This is a genomic window from Actinotalea solisilvae (assembly GCF_016464425.1).
GTDB lineage: Bacteria > Actinomycetota > Actinomycetes > Actinomycetales > Cellulomonadaceae > Actinotalea > Actinotalea solisilvae.
On sequence record NZ_JADDKQ010000009.1, the window covers coordinates 196,945 to 217,584 of the forward strand.

A 20,640-nucleotide genomic window follows, 5' to 3' on the forward strand; every position below is an offset into this window, starting at 1 on the left:
CGGCGCATGCACGTGACCCTGGCGCCCGGTGGCGACGTCGAGCTGCCCGACGGCGTGAGCCTGCGCCGGTGCCGCGCGGCGCTCGTCCGGCTCACCGGCGCCGCCGAGCTCGCGGACGCGGTGCTCGGGGTCGACGGCCGGGCGCTCGACGACGACCACGTCACCGGCGTGCCACCGCTCGTCGACGGCGCCGTGCTGGCCGTGGGCGGTGGTCGGCCCGACCCCGCCGCCCTCGCCGCCGCCGCGCCGTGGCACGTCGCCGTGGTGGCCGGGCCCGGCGCGGGCGCCGTCGCGGTGCCCGGCCGCGACGGGATCGTGCGAGTCGGGCGAGCGCCCTCGCCGCCCGACCCCGGCGGGCTTCTCGCCCTGCCCGACCCCGCCGGGCTTCTCGCCCTGCCCGACCCAGCCGTGTCCCGGCAGCACGCCGTCCTGCGCACCCACGCTCCCCGCCGCGGCGCCCCGCGCTGGACGGTGCACGACGCCGGGTCGGCGAACGGCACGGTCGTCGAGGCGCGGCGGGGTCCGCGGCGGGTGGGGCGACGCGGCCGCCGGGTGCGGGCCGGGCAGCCGATCCGGGTGGGCGACGGCGTGGTGGTCGTCCGCACGCGCGACGGACGACAGGCGCCGTCACCCGAGGCGGAGGGCCGGTCCCGCGGGACGGCCCCGGACCGCGGCGCGTCGCCCGCGACGTGGGTCGCGCCGCTCGTGGTCGCAGCCGGGCTCGCGGCCGTCACCGGGAGCCCCGCGCTGCTGGCGCTCGGGCTCGCCGGCCCGCTCGCCGCGGGCGCGGGCTGGGCGCTGCAGCGCGTGCGTCGCCGCGCGCGGACCCCGTCGGGTCCGGCTCCCCTCGGCCCCGACGCGGCCGCGGCCGCGGTGGCGGCGGCGGCGGCCGCCCCCACGGACCCGTCGCACGACCCGTCGCGCGGTACGCCCGAGCCGCCGTCGTGGTGGGACTGGGCCGGAGAGGGTCTCGCGCTCGTCGGGCCGGGCCGTGACGCCGCGGCCCGCGCGCTCGTCGCCGCCGTCGCGGCGTGCCCGGGGGCCGTGAGCGTGCTCGGCGGCGCGCCGGGCGCCTGGCGGTGGCTGCGCCGGCCCGCGGCCGCGTCACGGGGTCGGCTCGAGGTGCGGTGGGACGGGACGGTCGCGGTGCCCCCGCCGGGGTCGCACCACCTGGTGCTCGTCGACGGCGCGGCCGACGCCCACGCGTGGTGGGCGGCGCGCCGCCCCGGTCTCGACGGCGCGCTCGTCCTCGCGGCCCACCGGTCCGCAGCACCGGCGTGGTGCCGCTGGGCGCTCGACGTCGCGACCGACGGCGCGGCGACGCTCCACGGCCCCGACGGCGCCCGGCCCGCGACGGTCCCGACGGCGGGGCCCGCCTGGCCGGAGGCGCAGGCCCGTCGGCTCGCGGCGGCATGGGCGACGCGGCCGCCCCCGCACGACGACCGCAGCCCCGCCGAGCCGCCGCCGCGGGTGGCCCTCGCCGACCTCCTCGGCGACCCCGGTGCGCCGGACGTGGCACGCACGTGGACCGCAGCCGTGAACGGGCGCGCGCCGCTGCGGTCGCTCGCGGTACCGCTCGCCGCGACCGACCGCGTCGTCGCGCTCGACCTCCTCGCCGACGGCCCGCACGCCCTGGTGGCGGGGACGACCGGCGCCGGCAAGTCCGAGCTCCTCCAGTCGTGGCTCCTCGCGCTCGCGCTCCGGCACCCGCCGTCCCATGTCGCCCTCGTGCTCGTCGACTACAAGGGCGGCGCCAGCTTCGGCGCCTGCACCCGCCTCCCCCACGTCGTCGGGCTCGTCACCGACCTCGACGCCGAGCGCGCCGCCCGGGCGCTCGCGGGGCTGCGCGCCGAGCTCGCGCGGCGCAAGCGCCTCCTCGCGCGGGCGGGCGCCACCGACGTCGAGGACCTGCGGGCCGCCGGCGGCGCACCGCCGCGCCTCGTCGTCGTCGTCGACGAGTTCCGGGCGCTCGCCGCCGACCTGCCGGACTTCGTCCCGGGGCTGGTCGACCTCGCGGCGCAGGGGCGGTCGCTCGGGATGCACCTCGTCCTCGCGACGCAGCGGCCGGCCGGCGCGATCACCGCGCAGATGCGCGCCAACCTCGCCCTGCGCGTCTGCCTGCGCGTCACCGACGCCGCCGACTCGCTCGACGTCGTCGAGGTGCCCGACGCCGCCGCGCTGCCCGTGGACCGGCCCGGCCGCGCGGTCCTCCGGCGCGACGCGTCGGTCGAGACGGTGCAGACCGCCTGGGCCGCCCTCGCGCCCGGGGCCTGGGAGCCCCCTGCCCCGCCGGACGCCCCCGTGCGTGCGCGCTGGGTGGGCGCCGACGGGCGGGGGGCGCCGCCGCGTGGCGCCGCCTCGCCCACGGCCGGCGGGGACGCGGCCGACCACGCCGCGGTCCTCGCCGCCGCCGCCCGGGCGGCGGCGGGCGCGCTCGGGCTCGCCGCCCCCGAGCCGGTCTGGCTCGAGCCGCTCCCGGCGCGTCTCACCGCGTCGGCCGCACGTCGCGCCGTCGGCCCGCCCGGTGCGGGCGACGGGGCGGGCCTCCTGCTGGGCCTCACGGACCAGCCCGAGGTGCCGGCGCGCGGGGCGCTGCGCTGGCGGCCCGACGCAGGACCCCTCGCGGTGGCGGGCCGGCCAGGCTCGGGCCGCACGACGGCGCTGCGCACGGTCGTGCGGGCGGCCCTCGCCGAGGGGACCCACGTCCACGTCGTCGCCGCGGCGGGCGCGGGCGACCGGGGCCCCGCGCGCGGCCTCGGGGGGTACCCCGGGCTCGGCACGACCGTCGGGACGGACGACCCGGCGCGCCTGGCCCGCCTGCTGCTCACCCTCGTCACGGCCCCCGCCCGGCCGGACCCGGCCCCTGCCCGCACGCTCGTCGTCGTCGACGACGTCGGCGACGTGCAGCGCGCCCTCGACCGCCTCCCGCGCGGTGCGGGCGCGGGCCTCGTCGAGCGGGTCCTGCGCGGCGCGCGCGCCGGCCTCGCGGTCGCCGTCGCAGGCGCGCCGGGCGACGTCGTGCGCCTCGCGCAGCTCTGCCCGGCGCGGATCGTCCTCGCGGTCGACGTCCACGACGCGGCGCTGCTCGGGGTCCCGCCCGCGGCGGCCGGGGTGCGCGGCAGGCCCGGCCGCGGCGTGCTGCTCGACGCGGCGGGCGCGGCCGCGTGCCAGGTCGCGCTCCCCGACGACGGGCCGCCGCCCGCGGACGAGGGGACCGCGGGCGGCGGGCGACCCGCGCCGCTGCGCCTGCGCTCCGTGCCCGAGCACGTGGCGCGCGTGCCGCGCGTGGCGCCGACGTCCGGACCGGGGTCGTGGCGCGTCGCGGTCGGCCTCGGCGGTGACGACGCCGGGCCGGTCACGCTCGACGTCGCGCGCGGGGCACTGGTCGTCGGCCCGCCCGGCAGCGGCCGCTCGACGGCTCTCGCCGCGGTGCTCGCCGGGCTGGGCCCGGGCGTGGTCGTCGTCGCGCTCGCGCCCGGGCCCGGCGCCACGCCCGCGCCCGCGGCCGACCGGCCGCTCGTCCCGGGGACGCACCGGCTGGGGTCCGGACCCGAGGCGGCCGCGGTGCTGCGCCGGCTCGCTGCGGAGGCCGCGTCGGGGCGCTCGCAGCCGCGCGCGCCGGTCGTCGTCCTGGCCGACGACGTCGACGCGCTGGCCCCCGACCTCGACGACGCGCTCGCGGCGTGCGTCGGCGCCGTCCCGGTCGTCGCCGCGGCGCGCACCGACCGTGCCGCGGGCGCCTACCGCGGGACCCTCGCGGCGCTGCGCGGCGCCGCGCCGACGCTCGTGCTCGCACCCCTGACTCCCGGCTCGGCGGACGTCGCCGGCGTCGACCTGTCGCTCGTCGCCGACCCCGACCGACCCCGCGCACCGGGCCGCGGGGCCGTCGTCGACCACGGGCGCGCCGCAGCGGCCGTCGTGCCCGTGCAGGTCGCGCACGTCGTCCGCAGCGACGACGTCGGGCTCAGAGGGTGCGGGGCGGCGGCGCCGGACGGGTGACGACGAGCGCGAGCACCGCGGCCGCGACGGCGAGGGCGGCCCACGCGACCGGCCGCAGCACGCCGGCCTGGAGGAGGGTCAACGCCGTCGCGCCCTGGAGCAGCTGCCACGTGGCCGCGGGGCCCCGCGCGCGGCTCGAGCCGCGCCAGAAGGACCGCGCGGACGCGACCAGGGCGGCGGCGACGCCGAGCGCGCACAGCACGACGAACCCGGCGACCGCGGGCCGGCCGCCCGTGACCACGGACGGGACGCCCACGGCCGCGGCGCCGGCCACGGCGACCGCCTCGACCAGGAGCAGGACGGCGAGCGCGACGACGGCGGCAGGACGCGCGACGGGCTCGGCGCCGGGGCGCGGTTCGGGGGGCACGCGCCGAGCGTAGGCCGCATCCGGCGCGCCCGCGGGGACGGTCCCGGGACCCTCCCGCGACGACCGGGCCGCGAGGCGCTCGGGAGCCGGTGGCGAGCAGGTCGGGGGCCGGTCCCGAGCAGGTCAGGGGTGGTTCGTGGCGGGTTGTCCGGACCACGCCGAGGGTGTGACCAAGGACTCATCGTGATGCGGATGAAACCTTCTCGTTACCCCTTGTGCACCCTGCTCTGCCATGTGAGGCTTGATGGCAGTCATAGGACGTCCTTCGCAGGACGGCCCCTGCACCACCCCCACCAGAACCGACGCCCTGACCGGGCTCTGGTTCGCTGCGTGCCCGAGGAGACATCGAATGGATTGGCGCCACCGCGCTGCATGTCTGGACGAGGACCCGGAGCTCTTCTTCCCGATCGGCAACACCGGCCCTGCGCTCCAGCAGATCGACGAGGCGAAGGCCGTCTGCCGTCGCTGCCCCGTGATCGACACGTGCCTGAAGTGGGCCCTCGAGTCCGGGCAGGACGCGGGCGTCTGGGGCGGCCTCTCCGAGGACGAGCGCCGCGCGCTCAAGCGCCGCACCGCGCGCGCCCGCCGCGCCGGCTGACGCACCCCTGACGTCGCGCACCCCGCGGTGCGCACCACGACCCCGGTACCGCCTCGGCGGTGCCGGGGTCGTCGTCGTCACAGCGGCTTGCGCTCGCGCAGGTCGACGTCGAGGACGACCTGGGTCCCGCCGGTCTCGCGCGCGGACCAGGAGATCTTCCCGCGCAGCTCGTTGCGGACGAGCGTGCCGACGATCTGCGTGCCGAGGCCCGCGCCCGGGCCGGGCACGCCGCCCTCGCCCGGGAGACCGACGCCGTCGTCGGCGACGACCGCACGCAGGTGCGTCCCGGAGCGCTCGGCGATGATGTCGACCGTCCCCGTCCGCCCGCCCGCGAACCCGTGCTCGACGGCGTTCGTCACGAGCTCGGTGAGCACGAGCGCGAGCGCGGTGGCGTCCTCCGCGGGCACCATCCCGAACGTGCCCGTGCGGACCGTGCGCACGGACGCGCCCGCCGACGCGACGTCGGCCGCGAGCCGCAGGCTGCGGTCCACGAGGGTGTCGAAGTCCACGGTCTCGTCGAGCGTCTGGGACAGCGTCTCGTGCACCTGCGCGATGGTCGTGACGCGCCGCATCGCCTCGCCGAGCGCGTCGCGCGCCTCCGGCGAGGTCATGCGCCGCGACTGGAGCCGGAGCAGCGCCGCGACCGTCTGGAGGTTGTTCTTCACGCGGTGGTGGATCTCGCGGATCGTCGCGTCCTTGGTGATGAGCTCGCGCTCGCGCCGGCGCAGCTCCGACACGTCGCGGCACAGGAGCACGGCCCCGACCCGCTGCCCGTGCTCCGTGAGCGGCACGGCGCGCAGCGACAGGCACACGCCGCGCGCCTCGACGTCCGTGCGCCACGGCGCGCGCCCCATGACGACGAGCGGGAGGGACTCGTCCATCGCCGAGCTCTCCTCGAGCAGCTCGGTGGTCACCTCCGCGAGCGAGCGGCCGACGAGCGAGCCGAGGACGCCGAAGCGGTGGAAGCAGCTGAGCGCGTTGGGGCTCGCGTAGAGCACCTCGCCCTCGGAGTTGAGCCGGATGAGGCCGTCGCCCACGCGCGGCGCGCCGCGGCGCGGGCCCGTCGGGGCGTTGGGCGCGGGGAACTCGCCGCGCGAGATCATCGCGACGAGGTCGTCCGCCGACTCGACGTAGTTGAGCTCGAGCCGGCTCGGCGTGCGTGCACCGCCGAGGTTCGTCTGCCGCGCGACGACGGCGATCGGCCGCCCGCCGTGCACGACCGGGACGGCCTCCTCGCGCACGGCGTAGGTGCCGAACCAGCGGGGCTCGCGCGAGCGCTGGATGCGCACCTCGGCGAGCGCGCGCTCGAGCTGCGGCCGCTGCCCCTCGGGGGCGCTGCTGCCGACGATGTCGTCGTAGTGGACCGTCGCGCCGGTCGACGGGCGCGCCTGCGCGACGGCGACGAAGTCGCCGGACCGCGTCGGCAGCCAGAGCACGAGGTCCGCGAACGCGAGGTCCGAGATCAGCTGCCAGTCGCCCACGAGCAGGTGGAGCCACTCGACGTCGGCCGGGACGAGGTCGGCGTGCCGGGAGACGAGGTCGCTGAGCGTGGACACGGCGAAAGCCTAGGCGAGGCGCGGTGCGGCACCGTCCCGACGCGTTAGCCTCAGGGCACCGCACACGACCCGGAGGCACCGGTGCACCTGTCCGCACACGCCCGCTACGACGCCGACCTCGGCGCCGCTGTCCGGATGCTCGCCGACGAGGAGTTCGTCGCCGCGAAGGTGCGGGCGTCGGGCGCCCTCTCGCAGCAGGTCGACGTCGTCGGCGGGCCGGACGAGGCCTTCACCGTCACGACGCGCCGCCAGATGCCGACGGACGGCATCCCGGCGCAGTTCCGCTCGCTCGTCGGCGGCAGCCTCGAGGTGCGGCAGGTCGAGGCGTGGGAACCGCCCGGCGGCCCGGACCGACCCGGCCGCCGCGGCACGGTCGTCGTCGAGATCCTCGGCGCACCGGTGCGGATGACCGGCACCCTGCGCCTCGAGACGCAGGACGACGGCACGACCGTCCAGCACTTCGAGGGCGACCTCAAGGCGTCGCTGCCGCTGTTCGCGAGCGCGGTCGAGGAGGCGACGGCGCAGGCGGTGCGCGCCGCCATCGCGGCCGAGGAGCGCACGGCCGCCGTCTGGCTGCGCCGTCCGGGGTGAGGGGCCGAGGGTGCTGAGCGGGACGCGAGCCGACGCGCGCGGCGAGGTGTTGACACGCCTCCGGCGCCCGCATGACACTTCAGCCCGGATGGAACCGCTCTCACCCGCCCGTCCCCGATCTCGGCCGTCCCCCTGGGGCACGGCATCGCGGGGTGCCGCCACGCACCCCACCCCCGCCCCCACGGGCGCGCAGGAAGGACACCGCCGATGACGGCAGACCTCCACCCGGGCGGAGGTGCGCCCTTCCCGGGGGTGCACCACGCGCCGACGCTCGAGGAGGTCGCCGAGCGCGCGGGCGTCTCGCGCTCGACCGCCTCGCGGGCCATCAACGGCGGCCTCAAGGTGAGCCCCGAGGCCCAGGCCGCGGTCGACGCGGCCGTCGCCGAGCTGGGGTACACGCCGAACCGCGCCGCGCGGTCGCTCGTGACCCGGCGCACGGACTCGGTTGCCCTCGTCGTGCCCGAGCCCGACGAGAAGGTCCTCACCGACCCGTACTTCGCCGGGACCCTCCAGGGCCTCAGCGCCGCGTTCGTCGACACCGACATCCAGCTCATCCTCCTCATCGCGCGCAAGGGCGAGGAGGCGCAGCGCACGGGCCGCTACCTGCGCAACGGCCACGTCGACGGCGCCGTCATCGTGTCCCACCACCGCGACGACGCGCTCGACTCGGTCCTCGCCGAGTCGCGCCTGCCGTGCGTCTTCGTCGGCCGGCCGTGGGCCGCGCCGCGCCCGATGCAGTACGTCGACGTCAACAACTACCTCGGCGGCCGGCGCGCGACCGAGCACCTCATCGCGCGCGGCTGCCGCCGGATCGCGACGATCGCGGGGCCGCTCGACATGGCCGCGGGCGTCGACCGCCTCGCGGGCTGGCGCCAGGCGCTCCAGGACGCCCGCCTCTCGGACGAGGCGATGGTCCGGGGCGACTTCACGTCGGCCAGCGGTGCCGCCGCCATGGAGCGCCTGCTCGACGCGTACTCCGACATCGACGGCGTCTTCGCGGCCTCCGACCTCATGGCGGCGGGCGCGCTGAGCGTGCTCGCGCGCCGCGGGCTGACCGTGCCGGGCGACATCAAGGTCATCGGCTTCGACGACCTGGGGGTCGCGGCCTCGACCGCTCCCCCGCTCACGACCATGAGCAACCCGGTCGTCGAGATGAGCCGGGTCGCGGGCGAGCTGCTGCTCGACCAGATCTCCGGCCAGGCCACCTCCTTCGAGCCGCGCATCTTCGGCGCCGAGGTGGTCGTCCGCGAGTCGGCCTGAGCGGACCCGCCCGATGACGGACCCCCGACCCGGGCTCGCGCGCCGTCTCGGGCTGCTCGACGCGACCGCGGTCGGCGTCGGCTCGATGCTCGGCGCGGGCGTCTTCGTCGCGTTCGCGCCCGCGGCCGCGGCCGCCGGGCCGGCCCTGCCGGTCGCCCTGCTCCTGGCCGCCGTCGTCGCCTGGCTCAACGCCGACTCCTCGGCGCGGCTCGCGGCCGTGCTGCCCACGTCGGGCGGCGCGTACGCCTACGGCCGCGCGCGGCTCTCCCCCGCCGCGGGGACGCTCGCGGGCGCCGCGTTCCTCGTCGGCAAGTCGCTCAGCGCCGCCGCGATCGCGACGACGGCCGCGGGCTACGCCTGGCCCGAGCACCGCCGCGTCCTCGCGGTCGGCGTCGTGGTCGCGCTGACGGCGGCCGCGTGCGCGGGGGCCCGCCGGGGCGCCCGGGCGACGCTGGCCGTCTCGGTGGTCGTCCTCGCGACGCTCGCGGTCGTCGCGGCGCGGTCGTTCGCCGGTGCGGCCGCGACGGCGCCCGCCGCCGGAGACCTGGTCCGCCCGGACGCGCTCGGCGTGCTCGGCGCCGCAGGCATCCTGTTCTTCGCGTTCGCGGGCTACGCGCGCGTCGCCACGCTCGGCGAGGAGGTCCGCGACCCGGCACGGACGCTGCCCCGGGCGATCGCGGTGGCGCTCGCCGTCGTGCTCGTCACGTACGCGCTCGTCGGCGCGGCGCTCGTGCGCACGCTGGGGCTCGAGCGTCTCGCGGTCGCCGCGCGTCCCGTCGCGGACGCCGCGGCCGCCGTCGGCGTCCCGCCCGCGCTCGTCGTCGCGGTCGCCACCCTCGCCGCGCTCGCCTCGTGCCTCGGCGTGCTGCTGGGCCTGTCCCGCACCGCGCTGGCCATGGCGCGCGACGGCGTGCTGCCGCGCCGCCTCGCGCGGCTCGACGGGCCGGCGGCCGAGCCCCGGCCCGTCGTCGCCCAGGGGCTCGTCGGCCTCGGCGCCACCGCGGCCACCGCGACGCTCGACCTCACCGCCACGATCGCGCTCTCGTCGGGCTGCGTCCTCGTCTACTACGCGGTCGCGCACGCGGCCGCGCTGACGCTCCCGGGACGACGCGGCCTCGCGCGCACGGTCCCGGTGCTCGGCCTGGTCGGCTGCCTCGTGGTCGCCGTCGCCGTCGTCGCCGGGGCCGCCGCCGGGCGCTGAGCCGCGAGGGCTGCGGCCGCTCGACCGCGCCCGCCCGACCGCGCCCCGGACCCTGAGGTCCGCCCGCACGTCACGATTCGGCCACAGGACGGACAGACGGTGGGAGCGTGACCAGCGCTCGGGCATCATCGTCGCGGGCGGTCACCACCGCCCGGGCGAGGGTGCCTGCGGCACGCTCGTCCGACGCACCACGACGAGGTGACGATGCGAGCCAGCGGCGTGCGCGGGGACGCGTGAGCGGCGACCTGCGCCCGTGGCGCGTGCGCACCGCGCTGCGCCGGTCGGCGACCCAGTGGCGCCTGCTCGCCGTCGTCGCGGTGGTCGCGCTCCTCGTGGGCACGTCGCTCACCGCCCTCGCTCTCCTGCTCGTCTCGACCGAGGAGCAGGGTGTCCGCGGGGCGCTCCGGGACGCGGACCCGGCGCGCACCGAGGTGCGGGTCACGGTCGAGGGCCTCACGGTGCCCGCCGCCGAGGCGCACACCGCCGCGGACGGAGCCGTCGCCGCGCTCGTGGCGCCGGCTCCGGCCGTGGGACGCGGCGTGGAGCAGTCCGTCCTGCACCGGCTCCCGCGCGCCGACGACATCCCCGCGATCGTCTACCTCGGGCACGTCGAGGGCGTCGAGGACGCGGCCGCCCTCACCGCGGGCACGTGGCCCGCGTCGCCCGCCACGCCGGGCGTGGTGCCCGTCGCCGTGCCGGCCGCCCTCGCCGCCGACCTGGGGCTCGCCCTCGGCGACCGGCTCGAGGTGGGCCCCGCCGACGAGGTCGACGAGCGCCTCGAGGTCGAGGTCGCGGGCGTGTTCGAGCCGCGCGGCGCCGGCACGGCGACCTGGTCGGCGGACGAGCTCGACGGCCGCCAGCACGACCCCGACTTCGTCGTGCCGGGCACCGGCGGCAGCGTGGTCACCGACGCGTACGGGCCGCTCGTCGCCGCGCCCGGTGCGCTCGACGCCGCGGGCGTCGAGCTCGCGCGCCTCACCGTGCGGTACACGCCGGACTTCGCGGGTGTGGCCGTGGCCGACGTCGTCCCGCTGCTCGACCGGCTGGCCTCGGCGGGCGAGCGCGGCGTCGCCCGCGTGGGCGACGTCGGCGACCAGGTCCGCCTCACGACGCCGCTCGCCGACCTCGTGCGGGACGTCGCGACGGCCGTCGTCGTCACGCGCGCGAGCGTGCTCGTCGTCGGCCTGCTGCTCGTCGTGCTCGCCGTCGCCGCGCTGCTGCAGACCGCGCGGCTGCTCGCCGAGGCCCGGGCGGGCGAGCAGAACCTCATGCGCGCCCGCGGCGCGGGAGGACGCCAGCTGCTCGGCCTGGCCGCCACGGAGGCGGCCCTCGTCGCCCTGCTCGTGGCGGCGGCCGGCCCGCCGCTCGCCCGGCAGGTGCACCTCCTGCTCGCCGGCCGCCCCGCGATGGTCGCCGCGGGTGTCACGCAGGACCCCGGGCTGCCCCCGGCCGCCTGGCTCACCGCGGCGGCCGTGGCGCTCCTCGTCGCCGTCGTGCTCGTGAGCCCCCTCCTGCGCCGCGCCGGCACGTTCCTCGAGGGCGAGCAGGCCCGGGCGCGGCCGGACCGGCGCGCGGTGCTCGCGCGGTCGGGGCTGGACGTCGTGCTCGTCGTGCTGGCGAGCGTCGCGTACGCCCAGCTGCAGGGCTACCGCAGCCCCGTCGCGCGCGAGGGGGCCACCCTCGTCGTCGACCCCGTCCTCGTGGCGGGCCCGGCCGTCGTCCTGCTCGCGGGCGCGCTCCTGTGCCTGCGGCTGCTGCCCGCGGCGTCGCGGCTCACCGAGCGGATCGGCGCGCGCGGTCGCGGCGTCGTCGGCCCGCTCGCCGCGTGGGAGGTGGGCCGACGCACGACGCGTGCGACGGCGGCCGTGCTGCTGCTCACGCTCGCGCTCGCCGTGGGCACCTTCAGCCAGACCTTCCTCGCGACCTGGCGGCAGTCGCAGGCCGACCAGGCGCAGCTCGCGACGGGCGCGGCGGTCGTCGTGCAGGACGAGGCGCCGACCGCCGGCCAGGCCGCCGCGCTCACGGTCCCGGGGGTCGCGGCGGTCCCCCAGCCGGTCGCGCGTCGCGAGGCCGAGCTCGCGCCGTTCGACGCCTCGACCTTCGCGGGGCCGCCGGACGGCCGTCCCGTGCACCTTCTCGCGCTGACCGCGGCGAGCCGCGCCACGCTCGACCGCGGTCGCATGGGCGCCGTGTCGGGCGCACGCATCGCGGCCCTGGCGGCCGAGGTGCCGGCGGCCACGGGCGTGGACCTGCCCCCCGACCTGCGCGGGCTCACGGGCGTCGTCCGGGTGGGTGACGCGGCCACGCCGCTGCCCGTCGCCGCGTCCCTGCGCCTGGTGCTCGAGGACGCGACGGGACTGCTCTCGACGGTCGAGCTCGGCACCGTCCCGGTCGACGGCCGCGCGCGCCAGGTCGACGCGCTCCTGCCGGGCGCCGAGCCGGACGACGCCGCCGCCGCGGGCGAGCCCGGGTCCGCGTCCTCCCGCGCGGTCGTGGGCCCGCAGGAGCCGCTGCGGCTCGTCGGCCTGCAGGCGAGCCTGTTCGCGCCCGACCCGCGCGCGGTGTTCGACGTCACGCTCGCCGAGCTCGACGTCTCCCTCGCGCTCGGCGAGCTGGGAGCGCTCACGCCCGCGGCGGCAACGGCGGCGCCCGGCGCGTCCGACGCGCCAGCGGGGCCGGAACCCGCGGGGGACCGGGACGCGCCGGACGGCGCCGCGGTCGACCGCACCGGGCGGACCCTCGACCTCGCGTCGCTCGGGCTGGCCGTCGCGCCGCTCGACGTCCCTGCCGACCTCGGGTGGTCGTCGACCGCGCGGACCCTCGAGCTCGCGTCGGACCGCCCGCCCGACGGCGCCCAGGCCGGGTTCCGCCTCTCCGGGCGCCTCAGCGACCTCGTCCTCGGCGTGGCGTCGGTGACGCAGTCGGGCTGGGCGCCCGCCGCGGCCCTGCCCGTCGTCCTGTCCTCGGGCCTCGCGGGCAAGCTCGACGTCGAGCCCGGTCAGGGGCTCCAGCTCGTCGTCGACGGCGCGCTCGTCCCCGTGGTCGTCGCCGACGTCGTCCCGCGCGTGCCGACGCTCGTGCGCGACGAGTCCGTCGTGGTCGACCACCACCAGCTGACGCGAGCCCTCGTGCGGGCCGGTGCGGCGGCGCCCGCCGTCGACGAGTGGTGGGTCGACGTCGCACCCGAGGACGTGCCCGCCTACCTCGCCGGCCTGCCGCCCACCGCGACGGGCGAGCCCGGCGCGAGCCGGGCCGTCGCGCAGGTCGACGTCACCGCCGCGATGCAGGAGCACCCGCAGCGGGTCGCGACGCAGGCCGCGCTGTGGCTCGTGACCCTGGCGGCCGCGCTGCTGGCGGCCGTGGGCTTCGCGGTGCACGCGACCGTCTCGCTGCGCGCGCGGTCGGTCGAGTTCGCCCAGCTGCGCGCCATCGGCCTGTCGCGCCGGCGCCTGACGACCGTCGTCGGGCTCGAGTCGCTGCTCCTGTGCACGCTCGGGGCGGGCTTCGGCACGGGGCTCGGCGCGCTCCTCGGACACCTCGTCGGGCCGCTCGTGGCCGTGTCGGCGACCGGCACGCGACCCGTGCCCACCGTGCGCGTCACGGTCCCGTGGGACCAGGTCGCGCTCCTCGCCCTGGAGGTGGTCGCCGTGCTCGCCGTGGTCGTCCTCGTGGTCGCGCGGACCCAGCGGTCCGCCGACCCCGCCGCCGTCATGCGTCTGGGGGACGAGCGATGAGCAGCCGCCACGCGGCCGGGCCGCCCGGGCGTCCGGGCGTCGGCACCCGCGTGCGCTCGCTCACCGCGTCGGCGGCGCTCCTCGGGCGACGTCGCGCGCGGCAGGACGCGGGCCTGCTCCTCGCGCTCGCGACCCTCGTGGCGCTGAGCACGCTGCTCGCCGTCGGGGGGCCGCGCGTCGTCGCCGGCACGGTCGACGCCGGCGTCCAGGACGCGGTGACCGCCGCCGGCGCGGCGAGCGCCGTGGACGTGCGGTCCTCGGTCGGCGCGCCCGGCGGCGGCTTCACGCCCGCCCTCGCCGGGACCGAGCCCTTCGCCGCCTGGGCGCAGGACCTCACCGACCGCCTGCCGCCCGGCCTCGCGGCGGTCGTCGACGCGGCCACGCCGACGCTCGTCGGCCCCCCGGCGCCCCTCCTCGCGCGCGACGGCGTGCCCGACCCGGCGGACGACCCCGACGGCCAGGTCGAGCTCGCGGTCGCCCTGGTCCCCGCGGGCCTCGAGCTCGTCGCGGGCGCGCTGCCGGCGGAGCGGGTCCCCGGTGCGGCCGCCGACGCCCCGGTCGAGGTCGTCGTGTCCGCCGCGGCGGCCGACGCGGCCGCGCTCGACGTCGGCACGCGGCTCACCGTCGCAGCGCCGCTCGGGCCGCTCGTGGCCGACGAGCGCGCCGCCGCCGGCCTCCTTGTGGTCGGCGTCGTGGCGCCCGCGGACGCCGGGCACGTCGCCTGGGAGGCCGTGCCCGAGACGTGGTCCCCCGTCGCGCGCGGGGAACGGTCCGACCGGTCCGCCTTCACGCGCCTCACCGCGCTCGCCGCGCCCGACGGCGTCGACCGGCTCATGACCTGGGGCAGCGTCTTCGAGGGGCGGGTGCGCCTCGACGTCGACCCCGCGGCCTTCACGGTCGCGCGCGCGCAGGCCGTGACGGCCGAGCTCACGGCCCTGCGCGCCGACGCCGGCGAGCTGTCACCCGGGCCGGTGACACTGCGGACCGGGCTCGACGACGCCCTCGCGTCCTACCCGCCGCAGGCGCGCGCCGCGCTGGCCCAGATGTCCGTGATGATCTCGGGCGTCGTCGGCGTCGCCGGCGTCGTGCTCGTCCTGCTGGCCCGCCTGCTCGTCGTGCGCCGCGGCGCCGTGCTCCACCTGGAGCGCGCGCGCGGCGCCTCGGCCCCGGCCGTGGGCCTGCGCGTGCTCGTGGAGTCGCTCGTCGTCACGGCCGCGGGCGTCGCGACCGGCCTCCTCGCCGCCGCGCTGCTCGTGCCGGGCCCGCTCGACGACGTCACCCCCCTCGTCGTCGTCGCGGGGGTGGCGCTCCTCGCCGGACCGGCCCAGGCCACGTGGCTCGTCCGGCGCGCCTGGACCGGCCGGCGCGAGCCCGCCAACCGCCAGGACCGCGCGCAGCTCGCGCGGCGACGGCGCGTGCGGCGGCTGGTCGTCGAGGCCGGCGTCGTGGTGCTCGCCGCCGCGGCGACGGTCGCGCTGCGCGGCCGTGGCCTGCTCCAGGGCACCACCGACGGCGTCGACCCGTTCCTCGCGGCCGGGCCCGTGCTCGTCGCGCTCGCGGTCACGCTGCACGTGCTGCGCGTCTACCCGTGGCCGGTCCGCGCCGCCGGCGCGCTCGGCGCGCGCACGCGGGGCGTCCTCGGTCTGCTCGGCGCGGTCCGCGCGCAGCGGGCGGTCGCTCCCCTGCCGCTCCTCGCTCTGACGCTCGGCATGGGCCTCGCCGTCGCGGGCGGCCTGCTCGTGGGCACGGTGCGCGCCGGGCAGGAGGACGCGAGCTGGGACCGGGTCGGCGCCGACGCGCGCGTCGACGACACGGGCCTCGCGGTGCCGCTCGACCGCGTCGACGACGCGCGCGACCTGCCCGGCGCCACGGTCGCCTCGGCCAAGGTCACCGGCGGCGTGTCCTTCTCCCTCGGCACCGACGCCGCGGACGTCACCGTGCTCGCGGTCGACGACGGCTACGGCGCGCTGCTCGCCGCGGCGGCCGGGGCGCGCGACGACGAGGCGCTCGCGGCGTCGGCCGCGCGGGACGCCGACGCGCTCGAGGCGCTGCGCGGCGCCGCCGGCACGTCGGGCCCCGTGCCGGCGCTCGTCGACCCCGACCTCGCCGCGCGCGTCGTCGGGGACGGCACCGCCCTCTACCTCGGCGCCTCGTACATCCCGGTCGAGGTCGTGGGGACCGTGAGCGGCGGGCCCGCCGGCTACCTCGACGGGCCGTACGTGTACGTCGACCTCGAGGCCGTGGCGGCGCGCGCGGAAGCGGCACCCGAGGCCGACACGGTGTGGGTGGTGGGCGACGGCACCGCCGCGGCCGTCGCCGCGCTCGGCGTCCCGCCCGAGACCGTGACGACCCGTGCGCAGTGGCTCGAGGCCCGCCGCGGGGGCGCGCTCCTCGCGGGCGTCGAGCGGCTCATGGTGCTCGCGGTCGCGGCGGTCTGCGTGCTCGGCACCGTCGCGCTCGTCGCCACCGTGCTCGCCGGCGCGCGCGAGCGCGGCCGCGCGCTGTCGATGCTGCGCACGCTCGGCATGAGCCCGCGGCTGGGGTGGTGGCTCGCGCTCGCCGAGCTCGCGCCGGTCGTGCTCGCCGCCCTGCTCGGCGGGACGCTCTCGGGCGTGCTCGTCGTGCTCGTGCTCGCCCCGGCGCTGGGCCTGGACGTCCTCGCGGGCGGCCTCGTCGTCCCGGCGCCGACGGTCGACGCCGACGTGATCGGGGGTCTCGCCGCCGGCGCGGCCCTGCTGCTCGTCCTCGCCGTGCTCGCCGAGGTGCTCGCGCACCGACGCGACCGGCTCAGCGAGGTCCTCAGGGTTGGAGAGACGGGATGACCACCACCGCGCAGCGCGACGCGACCGCGCCCACGTCGCCGGACGGGCCCGAGCCCCGGCCCGCCGAGCGGTCGCACCACGAGTACGGCGCCGACGCGCTGGTCGTGTGCGACAACCTCGTGCGGATCTACCAGGTCGAGCAGATCGAGGTGCAGGCGCTCCAGGGCCTCGACCTGCTCGTCCACCCGGGCGAGATGATCGCCGTCGTCGGCGCGTCCGGCTCCGGCAAGTCGACGCTGCTCAACGTGCTCTCCGGCCTCGACGTGCCCACCGCGGGTCGCGCGCGCGTCGCGGGCTGGGACCTGCTCCGCATGACGGCGTCCGACCGCCTCACCTACCGGCGCAGCGTCGTCGGGTTCGTCTGGCAGCAGACGGCGCGCAACCTCCTGCCCTACCTCTCTGCCGCCGAGAACGTGGCGCTGCCGATGGCGTTCTCGGGCACGCGGGCCCGCGCGCGGCGCCGCCGGACGACCGAGCTGCTCGAGGCGCTCGGCATGGGCGCGAAGGCGGACCGCCGGCCGGGCGAGCTCTCGGGCGGCGAGCAGCAGCGCGTGGCGATCGCCGTCGCGCTCGCCAACCGGCCCCAGGTGCTCTTCGCGGACGAGCCCACGGGCGAGCTCGACTCGGCGACGGGCGAGGACGTCTTCGCGGCGCTGCGCTCCGCGAACACCGACCTCGGCGCGACCGTCGTCGTCGTGACGCACGACGCCGGCGTCTCGACGCAGGTGCAGCGCACGGTCGCGATCCGCGACGGCCGGACGGCGTCCGAGGTCGTGCGGCGCACCGAGGTCGACGAGCACGGCGTCTCCGCGGTCATCGCCGAGGAGTACGCGGTCCTCGACCGCGTCGGCCGGCTGCAGCTGCCCGCCGACTACCGCAGCGCGCTCGGGCTGCGCGACCGCGTCCGGCTCGAGCTCGAGGCCGACCACGTGGGCATCTGGCCGGACGGCCGTCGCCCGGACCGCGCGCGCGGCGCCGCCGGGGCGACGTCGTCCCCGGTCCCGGGCAACAGGGCCACGCACGCCGAGGAGGGGACGCGATGACGGGGACGCCGACCGTCACCGGGAAGGGGAACGGGGCCCGGGAGCGCACGGACCGGATCACCGGGACGGCCGGCAGCACGGGCACGGCCGGTGCCCACGACGCGCCGATGGTCGTCGTCGAGGGCGTCGGCCGGACGTACGCGAGCGCCGCGCGCGAGGTCCACGCGCTCCGCGACGTGAGCTTCACCGTGGCCCGCGGGGAGCTCGTCGCGCTCGTGGGCCGCTCGGGCTCGGGCAAGACGACGCTGCTCAACTGCGTCGGCGGCCTGGACCGCCCGACCGCGGGCCGCGTCGTGGTCGACGGCACGGAGGTGAGCGCGATCGACGAGCGCGCGCGCACGGCGCTGCGCCGGGACCGGCTCGCGTTCGTCTTCCAGACGTTCGGCCTCGTGCCCATGCTGTCGGCGGCCGAGAACGTCGGCCTGCCGCTGCGGCTGCGCCGCGCACCCGCCGCGGAGCGCGAGGAGCGGGTCGCGCACCTGCTCGAGCTCGTGGGCCTGACGCGGCACGCGGCGCAGCGCCCGGCCGAGCTCTCGGGTGGTCAGCAGCAGCGCGTCGCGATCGCGCGCGCGCTCGCGAACTCGCCCCGGCTGCTCGTCGCCGACGAGCCGACCGGCCAGCTCGACGCCGAGACCGGTGCGACCGTCATGGCGCTGCTGCGCACCGTCGTGCGCGCCGAGGGCATGACCGCCATCGTCTCGACGCACGACGCGACGCTCCAGGCCATGGCCGACCGGACGCTGCGGCTCGCGGACGGACGCCTCGTCGACGCCTGACGGTCAGGAGCGCGCGAGCGGCCCCGTCCAGAGCCGGCGGACCTCCTCGCGGTGCAGCTCGGCGCCGATGCCCTCGGCCCACGCGCGCACGTCGGCCCACGCCCGGTAGTCGCCGGCCTCGGAACGGACGAGCGCGACGACGGCGCGCTCGGCGAGGCTGAGGCCGCCCGTGTCGAGGCGCCCGGCGAAGGTCCGGTGCTCGCGCGCGCCGAGACGCACGAGGAGCGAGGGCACCTCCTCCGGGTCGTCGGCGGGCACGGGCTGGCGCCCGACCGGGCCCGACGAGAACAGCCACACGGGCCGGGGCGCGGCCGTGGCCAGCCGGTCCACGAAGGCCCGCGCCGACGCCGACCACCGGCCGACGTACACCGCGGAGCCGAGCACGACGGCGTCGTGGTCGAGGTCCTCCACGTCGTCCGGGTCGCTCACCTCGGCGCGGTGGCCCGCGTCGCGCAGCGCCTCCGCGACGGCGTCGCCGATCTCCCGGGTCGAGCCGTGCCGCGAGGCGACGGCGACGAGGACGCGCATGGTGACCATCTCCCGGTCGGCGGTCCGGGCCTGCGGCCCGGTGGGTGGCAGTGGCGCCGTCCGGCGCCGCTGACCCCAGCCTCACGCGCCGGGGACCGTGTGCGCGTGGGCAGGAGGTCCCGCAGACTGGCCGGATGACGACGCCATCGACCCCGACCATCGACCTGCGGACCCCGACCGGCGACATCCCCATCCCCCTGCTGGGCCTCGGCACGTGGCAGTCCGAGGGCGACGACGCCTACCGCGCCGTGCGCCACGCCCTCGACGTCGGCTACCGGCACGTCGACACGGCCACCGGCTACGGCAACGAAGACCAGGTGGGCCGCGGCATCGCCGCGGCCGGCGTGGACCGCGAGGACGTCTTCGTCACGACCAAGCTGCCGCCCGACGCGGCGGGTCGCGAGCGCGAGACGCTCGAGGCGAGCCTGCGCCTGCTCGGCACCGAGTACGTGGACCTGTGGCTCGTGCACTGGCCGCCGCACAAGCAGGCCACCCCGAGCACCTGGCAGGCCTTCCGCGAGCTGCGCGACGAGGGCAAGGTCCGCGCGATCGGCGTGAGCAACTACTCGCTCGACCAGATCGACGAGCTGATCGAGGCGACCGACGAGGCGCCGGCGATCAACCAGATCCCGTGGAGCCCGGCCGACCACGACCCCATGCTCGTCTCGGGCCACGCCCAGCGCGAGGTCGCGCTCGAGGGCTACAGCCCCTTCAAGCGGACCGACGCCGACGACCCGGTGCTCGCCGAGATCGCCGGCGCCAAGGGCGCGACCGTCCAGCAGGTCGTGCTCGCGTGGCACCTGCGCCACCGGGTCGTCGTCATCCCGAAGTCGACGGACGAGGGCCGGATCGAGGCGAACCTCGCCGCGGTCGGGCTCGCGCTGAGCGACGAGGAGGTCGCGCGCATCGACGCCCTCGCCGGGCCGCACTGAGGCACGCCCCCGGGCGCCGGTCGACATCCGCCGGCACGGGCGGTGACACTGTCGCGGTGCTGCGCCGTCTGAGCGACCTCCCGCGCCGCGTCCGCCTGGCGGGCGCGGCCGCGGTGGTCGCCGTGCTCGCCCTGGGCGTCGCGATCGCCGTCGTGCAGGTGCGTGCCGCGGACGCCGCCGAGCGCCGGGAGGCCGCCGCCGCGACCCTCGCGGCCGAGCAGGAGCGCGCGGAGCGGGAACGGGCCGCGCGGGAGCAGGCCGAGCGCGGGCGCGCCGAGCGCGAGGCGGCGGCGGCGTGGGCGGCGTCGGTCGCGACGGCGGAGGTGCAGCTCACGGCGGCGGACGCGGTCCTGGCGGGGTCTGCCGCGCAGGTCGCCGACGACGCGGTGCGGGTCGCGCTCGTCGCCGCGATGGACGCCGTCCGCGCGCTCCTCGCGACGGCGCCCGCCGGCACGACGTCGGACGGCGACGCGGACCTGCTCGACGTCCCGGTCGCGGCGGACCTCGACGCCGCGGTCGCGGCGATGGACGCGGCGGCCGCCGCCGTCGCGCAGGCCCAGCAGGAGTGGCTCGCGGCCGAGGCCGCGCGCGTCGCCGAGGAGGAGGCGGCGCGCCGGGCCGAGGAGGAGGCCGCCGCCGCCGCGCCCCGGCCCGGCACGGGGGCGGGCTCCGGACGCACGCTCGGCGGACCGCCGAGCACCGGCGCCGGGCCGGACTGCGGCGGGCCGGCGTCGTACGAGCCGCCGAAGAACGACGGCCCGACGTTCTACACGTCGACGCCGTCGGAGACGGGCGACGGCAGCAACGGGCGCATCCCGGCCTCGCAGCTGAGCCCGCTCGGCTGGTGCCAGGACTCCCAGGGCAACCAGCAGTGGCTCCGCCCGGGCGCGGCCGCCGCCCTCACGTCGCTCAACGAGGCGTTCCGCGCGCAGTTCGGCGAGAACATCGCGATCGACATGACGTACCGCAGCTACGAGGACCAGGTCGAGATGCGCGAGGCCTACGGCTCGATCGCGGCGCGGCCGGGCACGTCCAACCACGGCACGGGGCTCGCCTTCGACACCTGGGAGTGGCAGGCCTACGCGTTCGGCTCCGAGCGCTACGACTGGCTGGTCGCGAACGGTCCGGCGTACGGCTGGGTCGCGCCGTCGTGGGCGCGGCAGGGCGGGTCCAACCCCGAGTACTGGCACTTCGAGTACGTCGGGTGACGCGTGCCGGGACGACGCCACCCGG

14 protein-coding genes are annotated in these 20,640 nt (G+C 78.8%); 11 read left to right on the plus strand and 3 right to left on the minus strand.

Annotated elements, in window-relative coordinates:
- The first annotated feature begins 6 nt into the window (after positions 1 to 6).
- Positions 7 to 3,999: an FtsK/SpoIIIE domain-containing protein gene (locus JIG38_RS09790; RefSeq protein ID WP_199423612.1), complete on the plus strand. Its 3,993-nt coding sequence runs from the start codon at positions 7 to 9 to the stop codon at positions 3,997 to 3,999.
- Here JIG38_RS09790 and JIG38_RS09795 read toward each other — a convergent pair.
- Positions 3,965 to 4,366 (minus strand): hypothetical protein, encoded by a 402-nt coding sequence (locus JIG38_RS09795; protein WP_199423613.1) that lies wholly within the window; start codon positions 4,364 to 4,366, stop codon positions 3,965 to 3,967. The genes JIG38_RS09790 and JIG38_RS09795 overlap by 35 nt on opposite strands.
- A gap of 349 nt (positions 4,367 to 4,715) precedes the next feature.
- Between JIG38_RS09795 and JIG38_RS09800 the strand changes: the two genes are divergently transcribed.
- The gene (locus JIG38_RS09800) at positions 4,716 to 4,964 is read left to right on the plus strand and encodes a WhiB family transcriptional regulator (protein WP_182111789.1); all 249 of its coding nucleotides are present in this window, start codon (positions 4,716 to 4,718) and stop codon (positions 4,962 to 4,964) included.
- Between the two features lie 77 nt (positions 4,965 to 5,041).
- Here JIG38_RS09800 and JIG38_RS09805 read toward each other — a convergent pair whose 3' ends face one another.
- A complete protein-coding gene (locus JIG38_RS09805; RefSeq protein WP_199423614.1) occupies positions 5,042 to 6,520 on the minus strand; it encodes a sensor histidine kinase in 1,479 nt (492 codons plus the stop codon).
- Positions 6,521 to 6,601: 81 nt separating this feature from the next.
- Here JIG38_RS09805 and JIG38_RS09810 point away from each other — a divergent pair, with 81 nt between their 5' ends.
- The 7 genes from JIG38_RS09810 to JIG38_RS09840 all read left to right on the plus strand — a co-directional run bounded on the left by JIG38_RS09810 (position 6,602) and on the right by JIG38_RS09840 (position 17,947).
- Positions 6,602 to 7,111: a DUF2505 domain-containing protein gene (locus JIG38_RS09810; RefSeq protein ID WP_199423615.1), complete on the plus strand. Its 510-nt coding sequence runs from the start codon at positions 6,602 to 6,604 to the stop codon at positions 7,109 to 7,111.
- A 207-nt stretch (positions 7,112 to 7,318) separates the two neighbouring features.
- Positions 7,319 to 8,371, plus strand: coding sequence for a LacI family DNA-binding transcriptional regulator (locus JIG38_RS09815; protein ID WP_199423616.1), 1,053 nt, complete (start codon positions 7,319 to 7,321; stop codon positions 8,369 to 8,371).
- A gap of 13 nt (positions 8,372 to 8,384) precedes the next feature.
- Complete coding sequence (locus JIG38_RS09820) at positions 8,385 to 9,572, plus strand: APC family permease (RefSeq protein WP_199423617.1); 1,188 nt, start codon at positions 8,385 to 8,387, stop codon at positions 9,570 to 9,572.
- A 233-nt stretch (positions 9,573 to 9,805) separates the two neighbouring features.
- Positions 9,806 to 13,306 (plus strand): ABC transporter permease, encoded by a 3,501-nt coding sequence (locus tag JIG38_RS09825; RefSeq protein ID WP_199423618.1) that lies wholly within the window; start codon positions 9,806 to 9,808, stop codon positions 13,304 to 13,306.
- Positions 13,303 to 16,128 (plus strand): FtsX-like permease family protein, encoded by a 2,826-nt coding sequence (locus JIG38_RS09830; protein ID WP_199423619.1) that lies wholly within the window; start codon positions 13,303 to 13,305, stop codon positions 16,126 to 16,128. Before JIG38_RS09825 ends, JIG38_RS09830 begins: the two co-directional genes overlap by 4 nt.
- Complete coding sequence (locus JIG38_RS09835) at positions 16,125 to 17,171, plus strand: ABC transporter ATP-binding protein (RefSeq protein WP_199423620.1); 1,047 nt, start codon at positions 16,125 to 16,127, stop codon at positions 17,169 to 17,171. The genes JIG38_RS09830 and JIG38_RS09835 overlap by 4 nt, the downstream gene beginning before the upstream one ends.
- A gap of 107 nt (positions 17,172 to 17,278) precedes the next feature.
- Positions 17,279 to 17,947, plus strand: coding sequence for an ABC transporter ATP-binding protein (locus JIG38_RS09840; RefSeq protein WP_199423729.1), 669 nt, complete (start codon positions 17,279 to 17,281; stop codon positions 17,945 to 17,947).
- 3 nt (positions 17,948 to 17,950) lie between these two features.
- Here the strand turns inward: JIG38_RS09840 and JIG38_RS09845 are convergent, their stop codons facing one another.
- Positions 17,951 to 18,475, minus strand: a complete 525-nt coding sequence (locus JIG38_RS09845; protein WP_199423621.1) for a flavodoxin domain-containing protein — start codon at positions 18,473 to 18,475, stop codon at positions 17,951 to 17,953.
- A gap of 134 nt (positions 18,476 to 18,609) precedes the next feature.
- On the opposite strand from JIG38_RS09845, the gene JIG38_RS09850 reads away from it, so the two are divergent.
- A complete protein-coding gene (locus JIG38_RS09850; protein WP_199423622.1) occupies positions 18,610 to 19,407 on the plus strand; it encodes an aldo/keto reductase in 798 nt (265 codons plus the stop codon).
- A 56-nt stretch (positions 19,408 to 19,463) separates the two neighbouring features.
- Positions 19,464 to 20,615 (plus strand): M15 family metallopeptidase, encoded by a 1,152-nt coding sequence (locus tag JIG38_RS09855; RefSeq protein WP_199423623.1) that lies wholly within the window; start codon positions 19,464 to 19,466, stop codon positions 20,613 to 20,615.
- The last annotated feature ends 25 nt before the right edge of the window (positions 20,616 to 20,640 follow it).